This is a genomic window from Microbacterium gubbeenense DSM 15944, assembly GCF_000422745.1.
GTDB lineage: Bacteria > Actinomycetota > Actinomycetes > Actinomycetales > Microbacteriaceae > Microbacterium > Microbacterium gubbeenense.
Window position 1 is genome coordinate 217,365 of record NZ_KE383914.1, and the last position, 21,125, is coordinate 238,489.

The window sequence follows — 21,125 nt, forward strand, 5'->3', positions numbered from 1 at the left end:
TCGACCAGCCATACCGACGAAGGGCGAGATCATGGGACTTTTCGGATTCGGACGACGCATCCACGAACGCCCGGAGGATGCCCTGGCGGCTGGATAAGCTGACGGCGTGACGGACACGCCGAGGAGCAGGGTGATCGCGGACGCGTGGCGCGAGCTGGGAGACGGCGTGAGGTCGCTCAGCAACGCCGCGGGGCTGCCGCTCGCGCGAACGATCAAGCTCGTGCTGGATCCGCTCGTCATCAGACCCGCGCAGCGCCCTCACCTCGGCCACGCGCTGCTGACGTACGAACAGGCTGCCGAGCTTCGGCTGAGAATCACCGCGGCCGCCGACGACCTCGTCGCGACCGGCGGCTGGTTCGCGCTCATGAAGAAGAGGCGCCGCGAGCGCGGCATCACGGCGGGCAGCCCGCAGGATCTGTACTTCCAGAAGGCGTTCGAGCTCGCGCGCACCGAGGGGCTGGCTCGAGACGATGCGCAGGCCGTGGTCGATGCGGCGCTCGATGACGTGCACGATTCCGGTCGGGTGACCGCCGCCGATCTGCGCGAGTATCTGACGACGCCGGCGGTCGCCGACCGTGTGCGCCAGCAGATCGATGATGCGTGGGAGGGCGCGATGACGGGGGATGAGGGCGAGACCGTGAGTGCTGCCGTTGTCGACGCGCTCGCGAGCGGGCGCGGATTCGACGAGTTCGACGATGCCGTTTCGGCTCTCCGGGGCTCCGCGAGCGGCGCGGCGCTTCGCTCGGCAGGCGAGGCGCGAGCAGCCGGCCTGAGCGACCTCGACGTGCCGAATCGCCCCGAGGTCGGCGCGACCGCCTCCAAGTCGGCGCTGCCCGCGCCGTTCGACCGGTCGCTGCTCGAGCGATTGTTCCAACAGGTCTCGGGCCTCGACATCTCGGGAACAACGGGGCTCTCCGAGCTCGTGGCGAGCGAGGCGCACCGCTCGGCGCAGCCGTGGCAGCTGGCAGATGAACCGGGCCGCGTCGTGATGGCGTCCGCCCTGGCCGCGACCGCCGGGGCCGGGGCGGCCGCCGTCCGGCTCGACGAGCGGTGGCGGCGGGAAGCGTTCGTGCGCCACGCCCTGCGCACACCCGGCGCCGCGGACCCGCGAGCGGGCGCGCGTGAAGCGATGATCCGGCGGCTGTGGGCACGCCTGCAGGGGCGCGAGCTGCGCCAGGTGCCGGTCGACGCGACGGAGGCCTGGGATCTGATCGACGGTGCGACGAGGTCCGTGATCCTCGACCGGCGAGACGCGGCGAAGGCGCAGATGGGGCGGGCGGCATGAGCATCCAGATCGGTGCGCCCCGCCCGCCCGCCTGGCTGGCCGCGGTGTTCGAGGGAGCAGGCGCGACCCTGTGGTGGCATGCCGAGACGGGCGCCCCCGGGGCGGAGATCTGGGACGCCGCGCGCGCCGCCGGGTGGCTCCACGCCGTGTGGCCGAGCGTCGCGACCACGGTTCTGTCGGAGGCGTCGGGCGAGGCGCTCGGGATCGGTCGGACATCCGGGCCGGAACAGCCCGAATCGGCGCCGCGCGGCTCGGATCTCCGACAGAACCGAATCGACCCCACGGAGCTCTCCGACAGAACCGGGCCGCTCGAGCCCTACGCGCGCGCGGCGGCGCTCGCCGACTGGCGCGAGGCCTGGTGGCCCGCGTCGCACACGGCCGGAATCCCGCCGCTCGACCCCCGCCTGATCGAGGCCGAACGCGTGCTGGCTCTGGCAGCTCTCGACGGTGCGAGCGACGACGACGACGCGGTCGGGCGCGCGGCGACCCGGCTCGCGGCGCGAATCGGCGACCTCGGGTCGCTCGACGAGACCGACCTCGGCCCCCGCGATGCGGCGCGACTGGCGAGCCTCGTGCCGAACGACCAGCATCCGAGACGAGCCGTCCTGGCAACGGCGAGAGACATCGCCGGCGACCACGGCATCGACCTGACGGCGGCCCCGGCCCCGACCAGAACCGACTACGCGCTCGCCGCATCGGGAACCGCCGCGACCGCCGCGCTCCTCGAAGGATCAGCCCCCGTCGACCCCGGATCGGTGCCGCAGCACGTGGTCGATCCCTTCGGGCTGATCGAATGGCGCGTCACGATGACGATGGCAATCGAGGTCACGGTCGCCGCCGCCCCACTGTTCGCGAACGCACGGCCGCCCGAGGTCGATCTCCACGCAGACATCGCCGGAACCGAGGTCCCGCTCGCCCGCGCGGGGGATGTCTGGTTCGGCACGGCCGCGGCGCCGGCGGGGCTCATCGCGCTGCCGCCCGCCCGGCGTACGGCAACGCTGCACGCCGCGGACTTCGTTCCCGTCGAGGGCGTCGACCCCGATGCCCTGAGGAGGATCGCGGATGGCCTTTGACTTCGACGCCGAGTACGCCGCGTACATCGCGGCGTATGAGCGAGGCGGCTACACCGCGGCGGCGCCGCACGCCGAACGGATCCTCGCATTCGCGAACAAGTGGTGGCGCCGCCCCCGCACCCACGTCGTCGTCGCGAACATGCACTACACGCTCGCCCGCGCCGCGCAGGACGGCGGCGACATCGACGCCGCCTTCTCGCACATCGCGGCGGGCATGAAGGCCGCGAAGCAGGCCACGCTCATCGGCGATCCCCGAATCGCCTACGAGGGCCTGATGCTGCTGCTCACGCGGGGCGAGCTCGAGATGCACGCGGGGGACGCCGGCGCCGCCCTCGACACGTTCTTCCTCGCCTCGCAGCTCGAGAACTCCTCGGATCACCCGCAGTGGTTCGAGGCGCAGACCCACCTGCTGTTGGCGAAGCAGTGGGCGCTGCAGATCGAGGGCCGGTTCGACGAATCCGAGCACGCAGCCAACGAGGCCGTCGCCCTCGCGTCCGAGCACGAGCCCCGACTCGTGCCGACGGCCCTGCAGCGGCTGTCGATGATCCGCCGGCTGACGGGCGGGGACGGCGACGCGCAGCTCGATGCGGCGGAGGCGATCCAGCACACGCAGGATGCGCGTCCCGCCGATCGCGCGGAGACCGCCCGGCACCGTGCGTCGGCAGCGCTCGAGCGGGGCGACGTCGAGGCGGCCGAGCGCTACCTCGCGCAGGCCGACGACGGCTACCGCGAGGCGGGGGATCTGCGCTCCGCGTCGGGCGCGGCCGTCGGACGGGCCGACGTGGCCCGCCAGCGCGGCGACCTCGCGGGTGCCATCGAGCTGGCGCACGAGGCGGTCGCGCTCACGAGGGAGTACGGCGAGAGCGTCGGATACCTCGAGGCCCACACGGTGCTGGCGATGTCGCTGGCCGATGCGGGGCGGCATGACGAGGCGCTCGGTGCCCTCGACGACGTGCGCGCCGAGCTGTCGGGCGAGCGGCTCGACCTGATCCGCGTCGACGTGAACCGCACGGTGCACGCGTTCAACGTCGGCGTCGTGCGGGGAACGGCCGGAGACGACAAAGGCCGCGACGAGGCCTTCGCCCTGTCCGCGTCGATCGCGGTGCCGGCGGCGTTCGCGGCCGACGCTGTGCGGTTCCGCATGCCGCCGGGCGAGATCCGCGAGCGGTGGACGCGCGAGATGGCGCTGCCGGTCGCCGACTCCGCGCTCCAGGCGCTGACCGCTCTGGGGCGGGCCGATGAGATCGTCGACCTCCTCGAGCACATCGCCGCGAACGCCTCGCTCGATCCGGCCACGTCAGACGATGGTGCCCAGCTGGATCCGCCGCCGCGTGTGCGCTCGCTGCCGGGCGAACCCGGCGCGATCTGGTGGGCGATCGATGCTGCGTCAGAGCGATACGACATCCCCGTGCGCACGAGCGAGGCGGTCGACGCATGGTGACGATGGATATGCCGCGCCTCGACGAGGTGAGCGATATCGGCGAGGCCCGCCCGACGGTCCAGGTGAAGTACGTCGACACGAACGACGGTGGCGTGTGGGTGACGTGGCGCTGGGAGCACGCGCTCGACAAGCCCCGGATCTGGGGCATCCAGCCCGCCCAGCTCGCGGGCGCCATGGCGGCGTTCGCCCCCGCGATCCCGACGCCGCAACAGGGCGAGAGCGCCGACGACGCCCTCCGCCGCGCGTGGCTGGTGTGGGGTGATCTCGAGCGGGAGAAGCAGCTGTCGTGGGCGCTGTCGGGAAGCCTGATCCCCGGGATGCTCGGCGTCGAGCTCAACCACTTCCTCGAGGCCGGTATGTGGCCGCACGTCCGGATCCAGCCGTCGCGCGCGCTCGGCGCCGTGCCGTGGCAGGCGCTGCGCGTCGACGAGGGCGAGCGCATGGTGCACAACGGCGACGTGTCGGCCCTGCTTCCGGCGAGCGTGCGCAACTCGCGCCGTCGGGCGGCCTCGCCGGACCGGCCGAACGGATCCGTGGTCGCGGCCGTGAACCCCGTCGTGCCGGGCAGAATCCCCGGGCTCGGATCGGTGCTGCGCGAGCACGAGCCGATCGTCGAAGAATCGCTCGCGACGCTGGGCGACCGGCTCCGCGGATCCGTGCGGCCGCACCTCTCGCGTGCGCAGCTGCGCGACGCGCTCGGCGAGGCGGGCCGGCTGCTCTATGTCGGTCATGTCACGGGCGGCGGATACGGCCTCGATACGCGGCTGCACCTCACGGATGGTCCGGAAGGCGCGGGGCGCGCCGAGGTGATCGCCGGTCAGCACCGCCCGCTGACGGCGGCCGACATCGCGTTCGACGACGGGTGGATCGTGCCGGCGCGCGTCGCGCTGATCGCGTGCGGATCCGGCAGGGAAGCGACGTTCGCGGATCCGACCGGGCTCGTCTCTGCGGTCGCGATGCGCGGGGCGCGATGGGTCACGAGCGCACGGTGGAGCCTGCCGACCGACGTCGGGCTCGAATGGCTCCAGGCATCGGGCCTCAGCGCATCGGCGACCGAGTCGTCAGCGCCGTTCTCGACCTTCGCCAGCATGGTCGCGGCGGTCAACGACGCGCAGGAGCAGGCGGATCCGGTGGCGGCGCTCGGCGCGTGGCAGCGCGGCCAGGCCGACCTGTGGGAGCGCACGGGCGACGCGGCGCACTCGCCGCTGATCTGGGGCGCGCTGACGACGACCGTGTCGTAGACTGCGAGGTAAGCGCTTTCCATCACAGGAGGATTCATGTCGATCCGAGTTGCCATCGTCGGAACCGGAGGGATTGCGCGGGGCCAGCACTTCCCGTCGCTCGCCGCCCTCGGAGACCGCGTCGTGATCGTCGCGGTGACAGACACGGATCCCGCCTCCGCGCGCTCAGCCGCCGACGAGTTCGGCGTGCCCGCCGTCTACGACGACCTTCCTGGCCTGCTCGCGGCCGAGCGCCCCGACGTGGTCGTGCTCGCGACGCCCCCGATCGCGCACCGCGCGCAGGCGATCGCCGCGCTCGATGCCGGCGCGTGGGTGATCTCCGAGAAGCCGCCGACGCTCTCGCTCGCCGAGTACGACGAGATCGCTGAGCACGAGGGCGAGAACGGCCCGTTCGTGTCGTACATCTTCCAGCATCGGTTCGGATCCGCCGCGATGCGGCTGCGCGAGCTGATCCGCGACGGCGAGCTCGGGCGCGCGCTCGTCGCCCAGTGCAACACGCTGTGGTTCCGTCCGCCCGAGTACCTCGCCGTACCGTGGCGCGGGAAGTGGCAGACCGAGGGCGGCGGGCCGACGATGGGGCTCGGCATCCACCAGATGGACCTGCTCCTGTCGCTCCTCGGTGACTGGAGCGAGATCTCGGCCGCGATGGCGACCCTCGACCGCGAGACCGAGATGGAAGACGTCGCGATGGCGACGGTGCGCTTCGAATCCGGCGCCATGTGCTCGATCACGAACAGCATGCTCTCGCCGCGCGAGTCGAGCCAGGTGCGCATCGACTTCGAGCGCGGCTCCTTCGAGCTCGAGCACCTGTACGGATACGACAACGACAACTGGACGGTGACGCCGGCGACGGGCGTCGACGGATCCGGCTGGGCCCCCGCCGAGAACGTCTCGAGCAACACGCACCTGCCGCCGTTCGCCTCGGTCATCGACGCGTTCGAGCGGGGCGCGCGCCCGGATCCGCTCGTCGCGGAGGGACGCCGCACGCTCGAGCTCGTCGCCGCGATGTACAAGTCGGCGCTCGAGCGCCGCACCGTCGCTCGAGCCGAGCTGACGCCCGAGGATCCGTTCTACCGGTCGATGGCGGGCGCGGATCCTGCCGCCGCGACCGCCGCGATCCACGCGAACACGCTGCGCGGCTGACGCGCCCCGGCGTCAGAGCGCGCCGGCGAGCAGCTCCAGGGTCGCGAGGCGGCCGGGCGTCTCGTCCGCAGGCTCTGAGGCGTAGGCGCCCGCGGACGGCGAGATCATGACCTCGTCGACGCCGTGCTGCTCGGCGAACGCGCGCAGCTGATCCGCCACCGCCGCCGGCTCGCCTACGAACCAGCGCTGCCGGTTCTGCTGGATCAGCGAGTCCTCGAGGGCGTCCGACGGATCCGCGAGGACCTCGTCGATCGTCTCGAGCTTGCGCATCGGCTTGTTCGAGCGCAGGCGCGCGAACTGGCGCAGCTGGGGGAGCGCGCGCTCCTCGGCCTCGGCCTGGGTGGGCGCGATCACGACGTTCGCGGTGAGGAACGAGACCGGAGCGGGGTGCCGCTCGGAGGCCTGGAATTCCTGGTGATAGAGCGACATCGCGCGCTCGACCCCGTCGCCCGCGAAGTGGTTCGCGAAGACGTACGGCAGCCCGAGCTGAGCCGCGAGCTTCGCAGAGAAGTCGCTGGATCCGAGCAGCCAGACCTCGGGGGATCCGGCCGCGTCGGGCGTCGCGTGCACGTCGTACGTGCCGCCCGATGTGAAGCGCACCGTCGCACCGTCAGGGCTCATGAGCTGCATAATGTCCTGCACGTGATCCGGGAACTGCTGAGCATCGCTTGTGGTGCCGGAGCGGTGCAGCAGCTGCGTGATGACGGGGTCGCTGCCGGGGGCTCGCCCGAGGCCGAGATCGATACGGCCGGGAGCGATCGCCTCGAGCGCGGCGAACTGCTCCCCGACGATGAGCGGGGCGTGGTTGGGCAGCATGACGCCGCCCGAGCCGAGACGGATCCGCTTCGTCCGCGTCACCGCGGCCGCGATCAGGACGGGCGGGGACGTCGAGGCGACCGCCGGCATGTTGTGGTGCTCAGCGAACCAGTAGCGGCGGAAGCCGAGATCGTCGGCCGCCTTCGCGAGCGTCATCGACGTGGCGATGGCCTGGGCGGTGGTCTGTCCGGTGCGCACGGGGACCAGATCGAGGATCGAGAAGGCGGTAGTCATCCCCACCCCCAACGCCGCCCCCGCGGCCCTTATTCCGTGTCCCACGTGGTGCGTCTCTGACCGTGCTGCACCCGCACTGACTCGGACTCGGTCAGTCGTCGAGCATCGCGACGAGTTCACGGCCGAACGCGGGGGCGAGGTGCTCGACCCAGAGGCGGTTCAGATGCGAGTCGTCCTCGTACAGCGGGGTGTCGCCGGCGAACAGCGGGCAGCCGTCCTCGGCGCAGACGAACTCGGTGGTATCGATGTAGGCCGCCCCGGCCTCTTCTGCCGCCGTGCGCGTGATGTCATTGCTGTGCAGCTCGACGCTCTCGCCCGTCACGACGCAGTCCGACTGGTCGCTGCCGGGGGCATCGACGCAGTCCTGGGGCTCGGCGTCGGGCCGGGCCGGCACATCTCCGAGCGAGATCACGCGCGGGGAGGACTCGGAGAACACCTCGACCGCGTCGGTCACGCCCTCGCTCCACTGCTCGTCGACTGTGAGGCCCTCGCGGTCGGCCATGTTGAGCTCGCCGCGCGCACCGAGCACCACCGCATCGGGCTTCAGCTTCGCGACCTCGTCGCGGGTGAAGTCGCGGAACGCGTCGCAGTCCTCGTGGCTGTGGCCGAGACCGTCCTGCACGACCGTGTACGGCCCGCACGACATCTTGGCGAACAGCACGACGCGGAATCCGTGATCCTCGCCGATGATGTCGAGCGCCGGCAGCCACATCGCCGCGTGCGAGTCGCCGACGAGCGCGATCGTCTGGTCGGCGTCGATGTCGCCATAGGAGCACACGTCGGCGTCCTGCTGACCTTCCGACGCGTAGCAATCGCCGTCGACGATGTCGGTCCACATCGCATCCTGCAGGGCCTCGGCGTCGTACTCGGGCGGGATCGGCGCGCCGGACTCGGCGACTTCGACCGCCTCGCCGAGCTCCTCCTGCACGCCGTCGAGATCTTCGCCCTCGACCTTCTGGTATCCGTGCTCGTCGAAGTAGTCCTGCGCGGCCCGCTGATCGGCGGTGTAGCGCGCGTCCGCGAGCGCGGAGGACCCGAAGGCGACGGCGAGCACGACGACAACGCTGATGGGCCAGAGCCACAGCGTGCGCTTATCGCGGGAGAATACGGGCACGCGCTTGTGCTGGAACGGCTGCTCGACGAAGTGGTAGGTCAGCGAGGCGAGAGCGAGCGAGACCAGGATCGTGATCGGAGCCGTCACGAGGAGGTGCGTGGTCTCGGGGAAGAGATAGTCGACGACCATCGCGACGGGCCAGTGCCAGAGGTACAGCGAGAAAGAGATGTCGCCGATGTAGCGAGCGGGCGCGCAGGATGCGATCCGGCCCGTCCAGGTACGGGGGCCGGCCGCGAGCAGCAGTGCCGTGCCCACGACCGGCACGAGTGCCTGCCATCCGGGGAACGGCGTGGTCTCATCGAACCCGATCGTGGCGACGACGATGATCGCGAGGCCGGCCGTGCCGGCGAGATGCCGCCAGCGCGAGGTCAGGGGGCCCGACATCAGGCATCCGAGCAGTGCACCGCCCGCCAGCTCGAATGCGCGAGCAGCGGTGTTGAAGTAGGTGGGTTCAGGATCCGCGCCGGTCGCCCAGACCGAGTAGGCGAGGGATCCGACGAACACGACCCCCGCGAGGATCACGAAGGAGCGGCGCCCGAGGCGCGGAACGAGCAGGAGGACCAGCAATGGCCAGATCAGGTAGAACTGCTCTTCGACCGCGAGCGACCAGTAATGCTGGAACAGGCTCGGGCTCGCGGTCGAGAAGTAGTCGGTGCCCGTCAGCGCGAAGTGCCAGTTGGCGGCGAACACGCTCGTCCAGGCCGCGTCGACCGTGGTCTGATGCAGTCGGCCGAGCGGCAGCGCGACGAGCGCGTACAGCACGACGATCACGGTCACGACGGTGGCCGCCGGCAGAATCCGCCGCGCGCGGCGAACGTAGAACTGCGCGATGCTGACGGTGCCCGAGCGGTCGACTTCGCGCAACAGCAGCTGGGTGATGAGGAATCCGGAGATGACGAAGAAGACGTCGACGCCGATGAACCCGCCCTCGAGGTTCGGGGTTCCGACGTGCGCGATCACGACGAGCATGACGGCCAGCGCCCGCAGGCCCTGAATATCGGGTCGCCACGTGCTCGGCTTCGCCGGCGCGGGCGCGCCTGGACTCGCGGTCATCGTCACCCCTCCAACCATAGTTATCGATTCGTGACATTGCTGAGAGTGAATACTGCGCGTCCTGTGTGTTGCGACGCGTCGTAATCTTGAGAGAGTGAGCGTAGACCTGATCTTCGTCGTCGCCGGAGCAGTCGCGGTCGCGGCCCTCGCGCGATGGCGGGGATGGCCCGCGCCGCTCGTCGTGACGGCGGTTGCGCTGGCCGCATCGTTCCTGCCGTTCGTGCCGAACCTCGAGATCGACGGCGAGCTGCTGCTGACGGCCACGCTGCCGCCGCTGCTCTACTCGGCGGCGCTCAACGCGTCGTTCACGAGCTTCAAACAGGCCATGCCGCACGTGCGCCGGCTCGGCGTCGGCCTCGTCGCGCTGACGACGGTGGTCGTGGGGCTTGTGGCGTGGCTGATGCTGCCCGACATCGGATTCGCCGCGGCGTTGTTGCTCGGTGCCATCGTGGGGCCGCCCGACGCCGTGTCGGCGGCGGCGATCGGACGCAAGCTGGGGCTTCCCCGGCGTGTGATGACCGTGCTGAGCGGCGAGAGCCTCATCAACGACGCCACCTCGCTGACCCTCGTGCGTGTGTTCGCGGCGGTCGCCGCCGGCGCCACGGTGACGGTCTGGCAGGGGCTGTGGGAGTTCGTGCTCGCGGTCGTCGTCGGCGTCGGCGCAGGGCTCGTATTCGGCTTCGTGCTGCACGCGATCCGCCTGTGGCTGGATGATCCGACCGTCTCGAGCACGTTGGGTCTGCTCATGCCGTTCGGGGCATACATCCTTGCGGAGCATCTGCACGGATCGGGCGTTCTCGCGGTCGTCGCCATGGGGTTCTATGTCGGCTACAACGCGCCGCGCACCTCGTACGCGCAGCGCCAGCACGACAAGCCGCTGTGGCGGTCGGTCGACTTCATCCTCGAGAGCTTCGTGTTCGCCTACGTGGGCCTGCAGTTCCCCGACGTCTGGCGCACCGTCACCGAGCACAACGGATCCGGTGTGCTCGTCGTCGCCCTCGTCGTCTTCGCGCTCGTCGTGCTGATGCGCCCCGCATTCGTCTTCGCATCGTACGCGTGGGGGCAGTTCTGGCAGCGCCTGCGGCTGCGCCGATGGAAGCATTCCGTCGAAGCGCACCAGAAGGATCCGACGAGCAGACGCGCACGCCCTGTCGCGGCGGCGCGCGCCCGTCGCGCGAGCATGTCGGTGCAGCCGACCACCCAGGCGATCCAGCAGCGCGTGCTCGAGCCGGTGCTCAGCGTGCGCGAGCGCATCGTGATCTCGTGGTCGGGCATGCGCGGCGTCGTCACCCTCGCGCTCGCGGTCGCGCTCCCCGAACTGACCGATCATTCGATCGGCGACGGGCATGTCGAAACGTTGATCGCCGTCGCATACATCGTCACCGTCGGCACGCTGCTGGTGCAGGGTCTGACGCTGCCGGTGCTGATCCGGGGGCTCGGCGTGACATCGAAGGATCAGACAGCGAGGGACAACCGCGAGGTCGCGCGCCTGCGCAGGCTGAGCAACGAGGCGGGCATCGAGTACCTGCGCGTGAAGCAGGAGAGGTGGGTTGCCGCGCACGGCGAGATCGGTCGCGAGGCGTTCAACCGCTTCTCTCGAGGGCTGCTCAAGGTCGAGCAGGGCGCCACGAGCGGCGAGAACGACCTCGACAAGGTGCAGGAGGATGCGGCGGCCGGGCGCATGAAGCAGGTCTCGTACGACGAGCTCCAGGCGCTCTCGCGCGGCTGGCTCTCGGTGCGCCGCAAGGTTGCGCTCGAGCAGAGCCGCGTCGGCAACATCAGCGAGGAGGTCATGCGCGACCTGTTTGACGCGATGGACGCCGAGGAGCTCGCCCTCGACACCCGCGGGTCCTTCCGCAAGGAGTAGGGCGGCGGATCCCGATTCTCGCGCGTGAGAAGATCGGAGGTCGGTACGAGAGGAGCAGTGTGAGTTCGATTCCCCGCGATGTCGCGCGTCTCGAGCGCGCCCGGGAAGGCGCTGCGCTGAGCCTCGTCCGCAGCCCCTGGGCCGCGATCGTCGTCGCCGTGTTCCGCGAGGTGTTCTCGCAGGAGCAGAAGCAGGTGCGCGCCGAGCGGCTGCACGTGCAGGTCGAGACCTACCTCGCCGAGCTGCGCGATGCCGGTCACGACGTCCCCGCCCAGGAGGACGGCCGGGCGCTGTGCCTGTCGTGGATGCACAGCCAGTGGCTGCGCCGCGTGCCGCTCGACGACGGCGAGGCGTACGAGCTCACCTCGGCGTCGCTGTCGGCGATGCAGATGCACGAGGGGCTCGCGCGCGAGCGCGCGCTGATCAGCGAATCCCGACTCACGACGATCGTCGACGCCGTGCACCGCTGGGCCGTCGAGGCCACGCCCGACGAGACCGCGCGCATCGCCGCGCTCGACGCCGAGATCGAGGCGCTCACGGCCGAGCGCGATCGGATCCGCGCGGGCGGCGCGGTCGAGGTGGCGGACGAGGACCGCATGCACGAGGGATTCGGAGACCTGGTCGATCTCATCGACCAGCTGCCGGGCGACTTCCGCCGGGTGGAGGAGTCGCTCGACCGGATCCACGAGCAGATGGTGCGCGACTTTCGCGCGGACGAGCGGCCGAAGGGGGACGTCCTGGGGGACTACCTCGCCGCGAGCGCGCACCTGACGTCGCAGACGCGGGAGGGACGCGCGTTCGAGGGGGCGCTCGCGATCCTCGGCGACGAGAACCTGCTCGAGGCGTTCCGCGAGGATCTGCGCGCGATCGTCGCGCACCCGTTCGCGCGCACCCTGACGCGCGACGAGCGGGCAGACTTCGTCTCGGCCGACGCGGTGCTGCGCCGCGGGCTGCGCGACGTGCAGATGCGCCAGCGCCGCGCGTCGCAGTCGCTCGCCGAATACCTGTCGTCGTACTCGTCGGGCGAGGAGCGCGAGCTCACGCGCACGCTGCGCTCGATCGAGCAGGAGCTCGGCGTGTGGATGCGCGGTGCCCGGCCGCGCGATGCGGTGCCGATGGAATGGATGCCGACGCGCCTCGACATCGATCACCTGCGCACCCGCTTCTACGACCCCGCCTCCGCGGCGCCCGCGGCGAAGCTCGACGACGTCAGCGGCGAGCGGCCCGACGCCCCGCGGATCCGCGACGTGCGCCGGCAGGGCGGCCCGCTTCTCGCCGAAACGCTCGACGGCATCGAGCGCGCACTCGCCGGCGGCGCCGGATCCCTCGCGAACGCGTTCAATCAGCTTCCGGACGACCTGCGACGCCCCGTCGAACTGTTCGGCCTCGCCTACCTCGCCTCGCACGGGCGGCTGGCGGGCGAACCCGGCGGCACCGTGAGCGCGGTGCGCCCCGACGGCACGCGCCGCACGTTCGAGCTCCCCGACATGTCACGAGAGGCCACCGATGAGTGACGATTCCGCGTTCGCCCCGACCGTCAGCGTCGAGGACGACCACGACGACACCCGCCTGACCCTCTTCGAGGGCGACGACGGCGGGCTCACCCTCGACCAGCGGCGCTGCCTCGTCGTGATTCTGAAGCACCCTGTCGTGACCGATGATCGCGCCGAGTGGGCGACGCTCGTGCGCGATTCGCGCGTCATCAAGAGCCGCTTGAACGACCTGTTCCTCGACCTCGTGATCGACCGCGAGCGCGGCATCGCGTACAAGGTGCAGATCCGCTCGGGAGAATTCGGATCCGTGCCCCCGCTCCTGCGCGACGCTGCGTTCACGCGCGAGGAGACGATCCTGCTCGTCGTGCTGCGCCAGCGACACCTCGCGGCGCGCGGCAGCGGCCTGCCCCGCGCGCACGTGGATCGCGACGAGCTGATCGCGGGGATCGACACGTTCCGTCCCTCGAGCGCGACGGACCAGGCGGGCGACCAGAAGCGGTCCGCGGCCGCCGTCGACGCGCTCGTGCGATCCGGTGTGCTCGCGAAGGCGGGATCCGACGACCGGTTCGTGATCTCGGACGTGATCGAGCGCATGCTCTCGATCGACCGGCTGCACGAGCTGCACGCGTGGCTGAAGGAGCAGAACAGCCCGGATGCGGTGCGGCCCGCAGCATCTGACGACATCGACGAGGAGGACGGCGAATGAGCGACCTGCTGATCGCCGGGTACGACGACGAGACCGCGCAGTGGCGCATCGAGAGCCTGCAGGTCATCAACTGGGGCGGGTTCCACGGGCTGCACACGACGCGCTTCGATGACGAGGCGACGCTGATCTCAGGCGGCTCCGGAACCGGAAAGTCGACCCTGCTCGACGCGTATACGGCCCTCATGATGCCGGCGACGGTGCCGTTCAACGGCGCCTCGAACGATGCCACGGTCGGCCGCGCTCGCGGCATGGATCAGCGCAACGTGCTCACCTACCTGCGCGGCAAGAGCGACTCGGTCGGCGGTGTCGACAAGGTGCTGCGCGGCGAGGGAACGAGCGCGTGGGGCGCCGTCGCGGCGACGTTCGTCGACGGATCCGGTCGCCAGCATTCTGCGATCCGCACCTATTTCGCGCCGGCGAACGCCGGGCGCAGCGTCGACGTGCGCACGCGGCACCTGACGATCGACGGACCGTTCGACCTGGGAGCCGTCGCCGATTTCGCCGATTCGCGGTTCGATCCGCGCGCGATGCGGGCCGCGTTCCCGGGGCTCAAGCACCACGAGACGACGCAGGACTTCCTGTACGCGGTCGCCGCGCGCCTCGGCATCGGCGAGGGCGGCGACAGCGACAACGCGCTGCGACTGCTCGCGCGGATCCAGGCTGGCCACCAGGTGCGCACGGTCGACCGTCTGTTCAAGGAGATGGTGCTCGAGCGCCCGTCGACCTTCCAAGCCGCCGACGCCGTGCTCGAGCAGTTCCACGCGCTGAGGCAGAGCCACGAATCGCTCCAGACGGCCGAGGCGAAGGAGCGCATGCTCGCCGACATCGCGGCGCTCTACGCCGACTACGAGGCGGCCAAGGACCGGGCAGGGCGCCTCGACCGATACGGGGTCGCGGCGGATCCGCAGGCCCCGACGCCCTTCCGCCTCTGGCAGGTGCGCACCGAGCAGCGCCTCGTCGACGAGCAGGAGGCGCAGAACCGCGAGTCGCGGGACGCGGCGAAGTCGGCGGTGACCTCGGCGCGCGCCGCCGAAGCGGCCCTGCGGGTCGAGGTCGAAGACCTGAAGCAGCAGCGCGAAGAGGGCGGCGGCGGTCAGCTGTCCCGCCTCGACGCGCGGATCAGCGAGGCCGAGGTGCGCGCCGAGCAGGTAGCCGACGCGCGCCGCACGCTGCTCGCCCGGCTGGAGCCGATCGGCGCGACCCTCCCGACGTCCGAGGCCTTCGCCTCGGTCCGCGGCGTTGCGCGCGATTTCCTCGGCACCGTCGATGAACGGCTCGCCGACATCAAGCGCCGGCGCGACGAAGAGGTCATCACGGTCGGCGAGCTGCGCCGGAAGAAGCGCGAGACGGCGGCAGAGCTGGAGTCGATGCGGGCGCGCGGCAGCCGGATCCCCGACGCGTTCGACCGGGCGCGGCAGGCGATCGCGAGCGCGGCGGGAATGGATCCGGCCGACCTCCCGTTCGCCGCCGAGCTGATGGACGTGCGCCCCGAGTTCGACGAGTGGCGCCTCGCGGCCGAGGCGACGCTGTCGGGCATCGGCATGACGCTGCTGATGGACGAGCGGCGGCAGGCGCAGATCCGGCAGGCGATCGACGGCGTGCGCCTCGAGCGCCGCGTGCGCTTCGAGGGCGTCGACCTCGATGAGGGCGCCGCGAATCCGGACGACGAGCGGTTCATCTCGGGCCGCCTCGCCTTCCGAGACTCGCCGTTCGCCGGCTGGGTCCGGCGACAGGTCGTCGCGCGCGACCACCTCTGCGTCGGCCAGGCTTCGGAGCTCGGTGGATCCACCCCGGGCGTGACGATCGCGGGGCAGACGTCCGATGGGCGTCGCGGCGCGCACGGTCGCGACCCGCGCGAGCGCGGGATCCTCGGTTTCTCGAATGTGAGCAGGCGCGGCGACGTCGAGGTCGATCTCGCGTCGTTCGACGAGCAGATCGCCGAGCGCGAGCGGGCGAGGGTCGCGTGCGAGCGGGAGCAGGACGACGTTCAGCGGTACGCCGAGGCGTATCGGCGGATCGAGGACGCGTCGTGGGAGTCGATCGATCAGACCAGCGCCGAGGCGGCCGTCGCGGGCCTGAAGACGCAGCGCGAGACAGTGCTGGCCGAGTCTGGCACCCTCTCGGATGCCGCGGAGCGCCTGGTCGAAGCGGAGGAACAGCTCGAGGCCGCGCGCCGCGCGCGGTTCCGCGCCGAGGCCGACCTCGATGAGCTCAACTCGGCGTGGGGCGCGCTCGTCGATCGCCAGGACGCGCTGTTCACCGATCTCGAGAGCCTGGATAGCGAGATCTCGCTGTCGGAGGAGGACCAGCAGCACCTCGATCGCGAGCTCGCGCGCGTGGATCCGGAGGTCACGTCCGACACGTTCGCGCGCGTGGCGGTGCGGCTGCGCGACGAGCTGAGGCAGGGGATCCGCCGCGAGAACGCGGCCCTGCACGCCGCACGGGAGGCGCTCGAGCGCATCTTCCGCGCGTACGACGAGCGGTGGCCGGATCCGAACCGCGGCACCTCGATCGAGGCGTACGAGGAGTACCAGGCCATCTACGATGAGATCGCGCGCGACAAGCTGTCGCAGCACCGGCTCGAGTTCCGCCGGCACATCCGCGACGTGTCGGCGACCGACCTGAAGATGCTGAGCGATTCGTTCGGGCATGCGCTGCAGAGCATCCGCGAGCGGCTGGATCCGGTCGACGAGATCCTCTCGGGGCTGGCATTCGCGTCGGACACCGACCGCCTGCGCATTGAGATGCGGCACCTGCACCCCGAGCGCGTGGAGCGGGTGAAGCAGCAGCTGAACGCCCTGGCGCGCGCCGAGATCGTCGAGTGGACCGACGAGGAGGCCGACCGGCGCTTCGCCGAGCTGCAGGAGTTCATCGACGTGATCGATCTGCCGGAAGACGGTGTGAATGCGCAGCGCGACGAGCTGCTCGACGTGCGCCGCCACATTGAGATCACGGCGAGCCGCGTGGATCCGGACGGCAGCGTGGTCTCGACCTACTCGACGCTCGGCGACAAGTCGGGCGGCGAGTCGCAGGAGCTCGTCGCGTTCGTGGTCGGCGCCGCGCTGCGCTATCAGCTCGGCGACCAGACGCGCTCGTGGCCGCGGTTCGCGCCGGTGTTCCTCGATGAGGGCTTCGTGAAGGCCGACAGTGCGTTCACGGGCCGAGCGATCGGCGCCTGGCTCGGCCTCGGTTTCCAGCTCATCGTCGTGGCACCGCTCGACAAGGTGACGGCGCTCGAGCCGCATATGGGCCTGAACCTGGCGGTGACGAAGACCCCGGCCGGCTACTCGTTCATCACGGAGTTCCGCGACGCCGAGGGCTGACGCGCGGTCGCATCAGCGCTTGCGGTACGTGATCGGGTCGTCGACATACGGCTCCCACGCGGCGCGGATGTCCTGCGGCAGGCGGGCAGGGCGGCCCGTGGTGGTGTCGACGAGCACGACGACGACCGTTGAACGCGCGTAGAGCACCTGATCCGCATCGCTCGCGGGGCTCATCACGTCGTAACAGATCTCGGCGGTCGAGCCTCCGAGACGCCCGATCCAGAGCTGCACGTCCAACGGATCCCGGGCGTACGGAACGGGCAGCAGGTATTCGATCTCCTGGCGTGCGACGAGTGTCGCAAAGCTGCCGCCCGTCGAGACAGTGTCGTCGTCGAATACGGCGACAGGGCTGTCGTCAGCGTTGCCCTCGCGCCAGAACGCGCGCAGCCGCGCCTCCTCCAGGATCTTCAGCAGGCTGACGTTGTTGATGTGGCCGAGAGCATCTTGATCGCCCCACCGCCGCTGAACGGGAATGTGCACGCGCATGCACCAATGGTGTCCTGCCGTGCCGGGCGGCGCCAACTCGGGTTTCGCGTCACTGTACGCGGACGAGCAGATCCCCGACTTCGCAGTCGAGCGCGCCGCAGATCGCGATGAGGGTCGAGAAGCGGATCGCCTTCGCGCGGTCATTCTTCAGTACCGAGAGGTTGACGATGCTGACGCCGACCGCGTCGCTGAGGGCCGTGAGTGTCATTCCGCGCGTCGCGAGTAACTCGTCGAGGCGGCAGTGGATCCCGGCAAGGTCTGCTCCAGCGGGGGTCACACGAGCCCCTCGGTGTCTTCCTGCAGACGCGCGCCGTGGCGGAACACCGCCGCGAGGGCCGCACAGACGAGTGAAGCGAGCAATGGCCACCACGGGAATATGAGCTGGAAGTGCGGGCTTTCACCGAGAGTGAAGCTCGCCGACGACGTCGTATCGATGGGGTACACCTCGGAAGCGGCGAGCACATTGCCGATTTCAGAGAGGAGCGCTTCGGCGCCACCGGCTACGAGCAGCAGGACACCCCCGATGATGAACCATCGCGGCACGGCGGGGGCGAACGGCGATCCGTCGAGAGCGTGCTTCATCGCTACCGAGAACATGACGGCGGGCGCCGCGAGGACCGCGATCTGTGCGATCTGTGCTGCCGCAAGCACGGCCCTCGGCCCGAGAGTAGTGCCGACAACGGTGATACTGGAGTCCCCGAAGGATCCGTCAAGCACGGCCGGCAGCGTGGTTGGCGTGGCAGGGAAATGAACCGGCCACATCTGCGATTCGTGAACCGTTACGGAGAGTTCTGGCGCGATCAATGTGTTGTACAGCGCGAACGGGATCGCGATCACCAGAAGGAAGAGCCACACCTGAGCGATCGCGAGAGTGGCACCCAGTGCGATGCCGCTCGTTCCGCGCCTCCGCGCTGTCAGCCATATGACGAGCGCGACCACCGCAACTATGGCGATTCCGATACCGAGGAATCCCAGGCCTTCCGTGAGGTTAGTTCCGCCGATCGTCATGTGAGCTCCCGCGAGTTCTGGTGATGCACGGTCATGCATTCCGCCGATGTTCACGATAAACGATAACAACGAATATCGATAACTCTGTGCTCCGGGAGCACAACTACGGCAGATCGTCGGCTGACTCGCGGATTCGAACCGTCGAGATCGGAAGTCGGCGGCAAGCGCCGTCGTCGTGCACGCGGGTACGCCGCGAAGCGGATATGCCCACGGCGAACACGGCTCCCGAGGGGGCGAACGCTGATTACCGTAGAGACACGGCGCGTTCGCGCGTGCCGTGCCGAACCGTCAAGTGCCCGGAGGAGTGACATGTTCGAGAGGTTCACCGACCGTGCCCGTCGCGTGGTTGTGCTCGCCCAAGAAGAGGCGAAGATGCTCAACCACAATTACATCGGCACGGAGCACATCCTGCTCGGGCTGATCCACGAGGGCGAAGGCGTCGCAGCCAAGGCCCTCGAGGCCCTCGACATCTCGCTCGATGCCGTGCGCGAGCAGGTGCAGGACATCATCGGCCAGGGTCAGCAGCAGCCGACCGGCCACATCCCCTTCACGCCCCGCGCGAAGAAGGTGCTCGAGCTGTCGCTGCGCGAGGCGCTGCAGCTCGGCCACAACTACATCGGCACCGAGCACATCCTGCTCGGCCTGATCCGCGAGGGCGAGGGCGTCGCCGCCCAGGTGCTCGTGAAGCTCGGCGCAGACCTCAACAAGGTGCGACAGCAGGTCATCCAGCTGCTCAGCGGGTACCAGGGCAAGGAGCCCGTGGGCGTCTCGACGAGCGGCCAGGAGCAGCACGAACAGGGCGGCAAGGGCGGATCTCAGGTTCTCGACCAGTTCGGACGCAACCTCACGCAGGCGGCGCGCGACGGCCAGCTCGACCCGGTGATCGGGCGCGAGAAGGAGATCGAGCGCGTCATGCAGATCCTGTCGCGCCGCTCCAAGAACAACCCCGTACTGATCGGCGAGCCCGGCGTCGGCAAGACCGCCGTCGTCGAGGGGCTCGCGCTGGCGATCATCAAGGGCGACGTGCCCGAGACGCTGAAGGAGAAGCAGGTCTACTCCCTCGACCTCGGCTCGCTCATCGCCGGATCCCGCTACCGCGGTGACTTCGAGGAGCGCCTGAAGAAGGTCACCAAGGAGATCCGCACGCGCGGTGACATCATCGTCTTCATCGACGAGATCCACACGCTCGTCGGCGCGGGTGCCGCGGAGGGTGCGATCGACGCCGCCAACATCCTGAAGCCGCTCCTCGCTCGCGGAGAGCTGCAGACGATCGGCGCGACGACGCTCGACGAGTACCGCAAGCACTTCGAGAAGGATGCCGCGCTCGAGCGCCGCTTCCAGCAGATTCAGGTGTCGGAGCCGTCGCTCCCGCACACGATCAACATCCTCAAGGGCCTGCGCGACCACTACGAGGCGTTCCACAAGGTGCAGATCACCGACGGCGCGCTCGTCGCCGCGGCGAACCTGGCCGACCGCTACGTTCAGGATCGCTTCCTGCCCGACAAGGCGATCGACCTGATCGATGAGGCCGGCGCTCGCCTGCGTCTGTCGATCCTCTCGAGCCCGCCCGAGCTGCGCGAGTTCGACGAGAAGATCGCCAAGGTGCGCGAGCAGAAGGAGACCGCGTCGGAGGAGCAGGACTTCGAGAAGGCCGCCTCCCTCCGTGACGAGGAGAAGAAGCTGCTCGGCGAGCGCCTGCGCCTCGAGAAGCAGTGGCGCTCCGGCGACATCGAGTCGAAGGAGGTCGTCGACGAGGGCCTGATCGCTGAGGTGCTGGCGCAGGCGACGGGCATCCCGGTGTTCAAGCTCACCGAGGAGGAGACCAGCCGTCTCGTCTTCATGGAGCGGGCGCTGCACGAGCGCGTCATCGGTCAGGAAGAGGCCATCTCGGCCCTGTCGAAGACGATCCGTCGCCAGCGTGCGGGCCTGAAGGATCCGAAGCGCCCCTCGGGCTCGTTCATCTTCGCCGGCCCCACGGGCGTCGGCAAGACCGAGCTGGCGAAGGCTCTCGCGGAGTTCCTCTTCGACGACGAGAACGCGCTGATCAGCCTCGACATGTCGGAGTTCGGTGAGAAGCACACCGTCTCGCGTCTGTTCGGTGCCCCTCCCGGATTCGTCGGGTTCGAAGAGGGCGGCCAGCTCACCGAGAAGGTGCGCCGCAAGCCGTTCTCGGTCGTGCTGTTCGACGAGATCGAGAAGGCCCACCCGGACATCTTCAACTCGCTGCTGCAGATCCTCGAGGAGGGTCGTCTGACCGATGGTCAGGGCCGCATCATCGACTTCAAGAACACCGTGATCATCATGACGACGAACCTCGGTTCGTCGGCGATCGCCGGCGGCCCGATGGGCTTCCAGATCGAGGGCAACGAGAAGACGAGCTACGAGCGCATGAAGGGCAAGGTCGACGAAGAGCTGAAGCGGCACTTCAAGCCCGAGTTCCTCAACCGCGTCGATGATGTGATCGTCTTCCCGCAGCTGAAGAAGACCGAGTTGCTGCAGATCGTGGATCTGTTCCTCAAGCGCCTCGGCGAGCGCCTGCTCGACCGCGACATGTCGATCGAGTTGTCGCAGCCGGCTAAGGAGCGCCTCATCGAGATCGGCTTCGACCCCGCGCTCGGTGCGCGCCCGCTCCGCCGGGCGATGCAGCGCGAGATCGAGGATCGCCTCAGCGAGCTGATGCTCTCGGGCGAGCTCGAGTCGGGTCACCACATCAAGGTCGACTTCGTCGACGGCGAGTTCACGTTCCACAACGAGCTCCGCGGCGAGCGGATCTCGGTCGGCGTGAACACCGGCGGCGACATCCCGTCCACGCCGGAGCTCGCGGCAGGCGAGTAAGCCTCAT

Annotated in this window: 15 protein-coding genes; 10 read left to right on the top strand and 5 right to left on the bottom strand. The window is 69.8% G+C overall.

All coding sequences use genetic code 11. The annotated features are described in order from the left end of the window. Nucleotides 1–106: 106 nt before the first annotated feature. Genes G510_RS17225 through G510_RS0114385 form a run of 5 tightly spaced genes read left to right on the top strand, consistent with a single transcriptional unit; the run spans nt 107 to nt 6,183 of the window. Complete coding sequence (locus G510_RS17225) at nt 107–1,285, top strand: hypothetical protein (RefSeq protein WP_157560722.1); 1,179 nt, start codon at nt 107–109, stop codon at nt 1,283–1,285. Further along, nucleotides 1,282–2,358, top strand: coding sequence for a hypothetical protein (locus tag G510_RS0114370; protein ID WP_029154175.1), 1,077 nt, complete (start codon nt 1,282–1,284; stop codon nt 2,356–2,358). Before G510_RS17225 ends, G510_RS0114370 begins: the two co-directional genes overlap by 4 nt. After that, entirely contained in the window at nt 2,348–3,799 is a 1,452-nt protein-coding gene (locus G510_RS0114375; protein WP_029154176.1) for a tetratricopeptide repeat protein, read from the top strand. The genes G510_RS0114370 and G510_RS0114375 overlap by 11 nt, the downstream gene beginning before the upstream one ends. Then, nucleotides 3,793–5,040, top strand: coding sequence for a CHAT domain-containing protein (locus G510_RS0114380; protein ID WP_036323611.1), 1,248 nt, complete (start codon nt 3,793–3,795; stop codon nt 5,038–5,040). The genes G510_RS0114375 and G510_RS0114380 overlap by 7 nt, the downstream gene beginning before the upstream one ends. Nucleotides 5,041–5,076: 36 nt before the next feature. Beyond that, entirely contained in the window at nt 5,077–6,183 is a 1,107-nt protein-coding gene (locus G510_RS0114385; protein WP_029154178.1) for a Gfo/Idh/MocA family protein, read from the top strand. Between the two features lie 12 nt (nt 6,184–6,195). Here the strand turns inward: G510_RS0114385 and G510_RS0114390 are convergent, their stop codons facing one another. Beyond that, nucleotides 6,196–7,233 (bottom strand): LLM class flavin-dependent oxidoreductase, encoded by a 1,038-nt coding sequence (locus G510_RS0114390; RefSeq protein WP_029154179.1) that lies wholly within the window; start codon nt 7,231–7,233, stop codon nt 6,196–6,198. A 91-nt stretch (nt 7,234–7,324) separates the two neighbouring features. Next, the gene (locus G510_RS0114395) at nt 7,325–9,400 is read right to left on the bottom strand and encodes an acyltransferase family protein (protein WP_084644423.1); all 2,076 of its coding nucleotides are present in this window, start codon (nt 9,398–9,400) and stop codon (nt 7,325–7,327) included. A gap of 94 nt (nt 9,401–9,494) precedes the next feature. Between G510_RS0114395 and G510_RS0114405 the strand changes: the two genes are divergently transcribed. From G510_RS0114405 to G510_RS17240, 4 genes are read left to right on the top strand one after another with little or no spacing between them, the layout of a single operon-like run. After that, on the top strand, nt 9,495–11,267 hold the full coding sequence (locus tag G510_RS0114405) for a cation:proton antiporter (RefSeq protein ID WP_029154181.1): 1,773 nt from the start codon (nt 9,495–9,497) through the stop codon (nt 11,265–11,267). 59 nt (nt 11,268–11,326) lie between these two features. Beyond that, entirely contained in the window at nt 11,327–12,781 is a 1,455-nt protein-coding gene (locus tag G510_RS17235) for a DUF3375 family protein (protein ID WP_051216806.1), read from the top strand. After that, on the top strand, nt 12,774–13,466 hold the full coding sequence (locus tag G510_RS0114415; protein ID WP_029154182.1) for a DUF4194 domain-containing protein: 693 nt from the start codon (nt 12,774–12,776) through the stop codon (nt 13,464–13,466). The genes G510_RS17235 and G510_RS0114415 overlap by 8 nt, the downstream gene beginning before the upstream one ends. Beyond that, entirely contained in the window at nt 13,463–16,789 is a 3,327-nt protein-coding gene (locus tag G510_RS17240; RefSeq protein WP_051216807.1) for an ATP-binding protein, read from the top strand. Before G510_RS0114415 ends, G510_RS17240 begins: the two co-directional genes overlap by 4 nt. Nucleotides 16,790–16,801: 12 nt before the next feature. Here G510_RS17240 and G510_RS0114425 read toward each other — a convergent pair whose 3' ends face one another. From G510_RS0114425 to G510_RS0114435, 3 genes are read right to left on the bottom strand one after another with little or no spacing between them, the layout of a single operon-like run. Next, nucleotides 16,802–17,275: an acyl-CoA thioesterase gene (locus tag G510_RS0114425; protein ID WP_029154183.1), complete on the bottom strand. Its 474-nt coding sequence runs from the start codon at nt 17,273–17,275 to the stop codon at nt 16,802–16,804. A 49-nt stretch (nt 17,276–17,324) separates the two neighbouring features. Next, nucleotides 17,325–17,552, bottom strand: a complete 228-nt coding sequence (locus tag G510_RS0114430; protein WP_029154184.1) for a helix-turn-helix domain-containing protein — start codon at nt 17,550–17,552, stop codon at nt 17,325–17,327. Then, nucleotides 17,549–18,283 (bottom strand): hypothetical protein, encoded by a 735-nt coding sequence (locus G510_RS0114435; protein WP_029154185.1) that lies wholly within the window; start codon nt 18,281–18,283, stop codon nt 17,549–17,551. The genes G510_RS0114430 and G510_RS0114435 overlap by 4 nt, the downstream gene beginning before the upstream one ends. 309 nt (nt 18,284–18,592) lie before the next feature. On the opposite strand from G510_RS0114435, the gene G510_RS0114440 reads away from it, so the two are divergent. Next, nucleotides 18,593–21,118: an ATP-dependent Clp protease ATP-binding subunit gene (locus G510_RS0114440; RefSeq protein WP_029154186.1), complete on the top strand. Its 2,526-nt coding sequence runs from the start codon at nt 18,593–18,595 to the stop codon at nt 21,116–21,118. Nucleotides 21,119–21,125 lie beyond the last annotated feature (7 nt).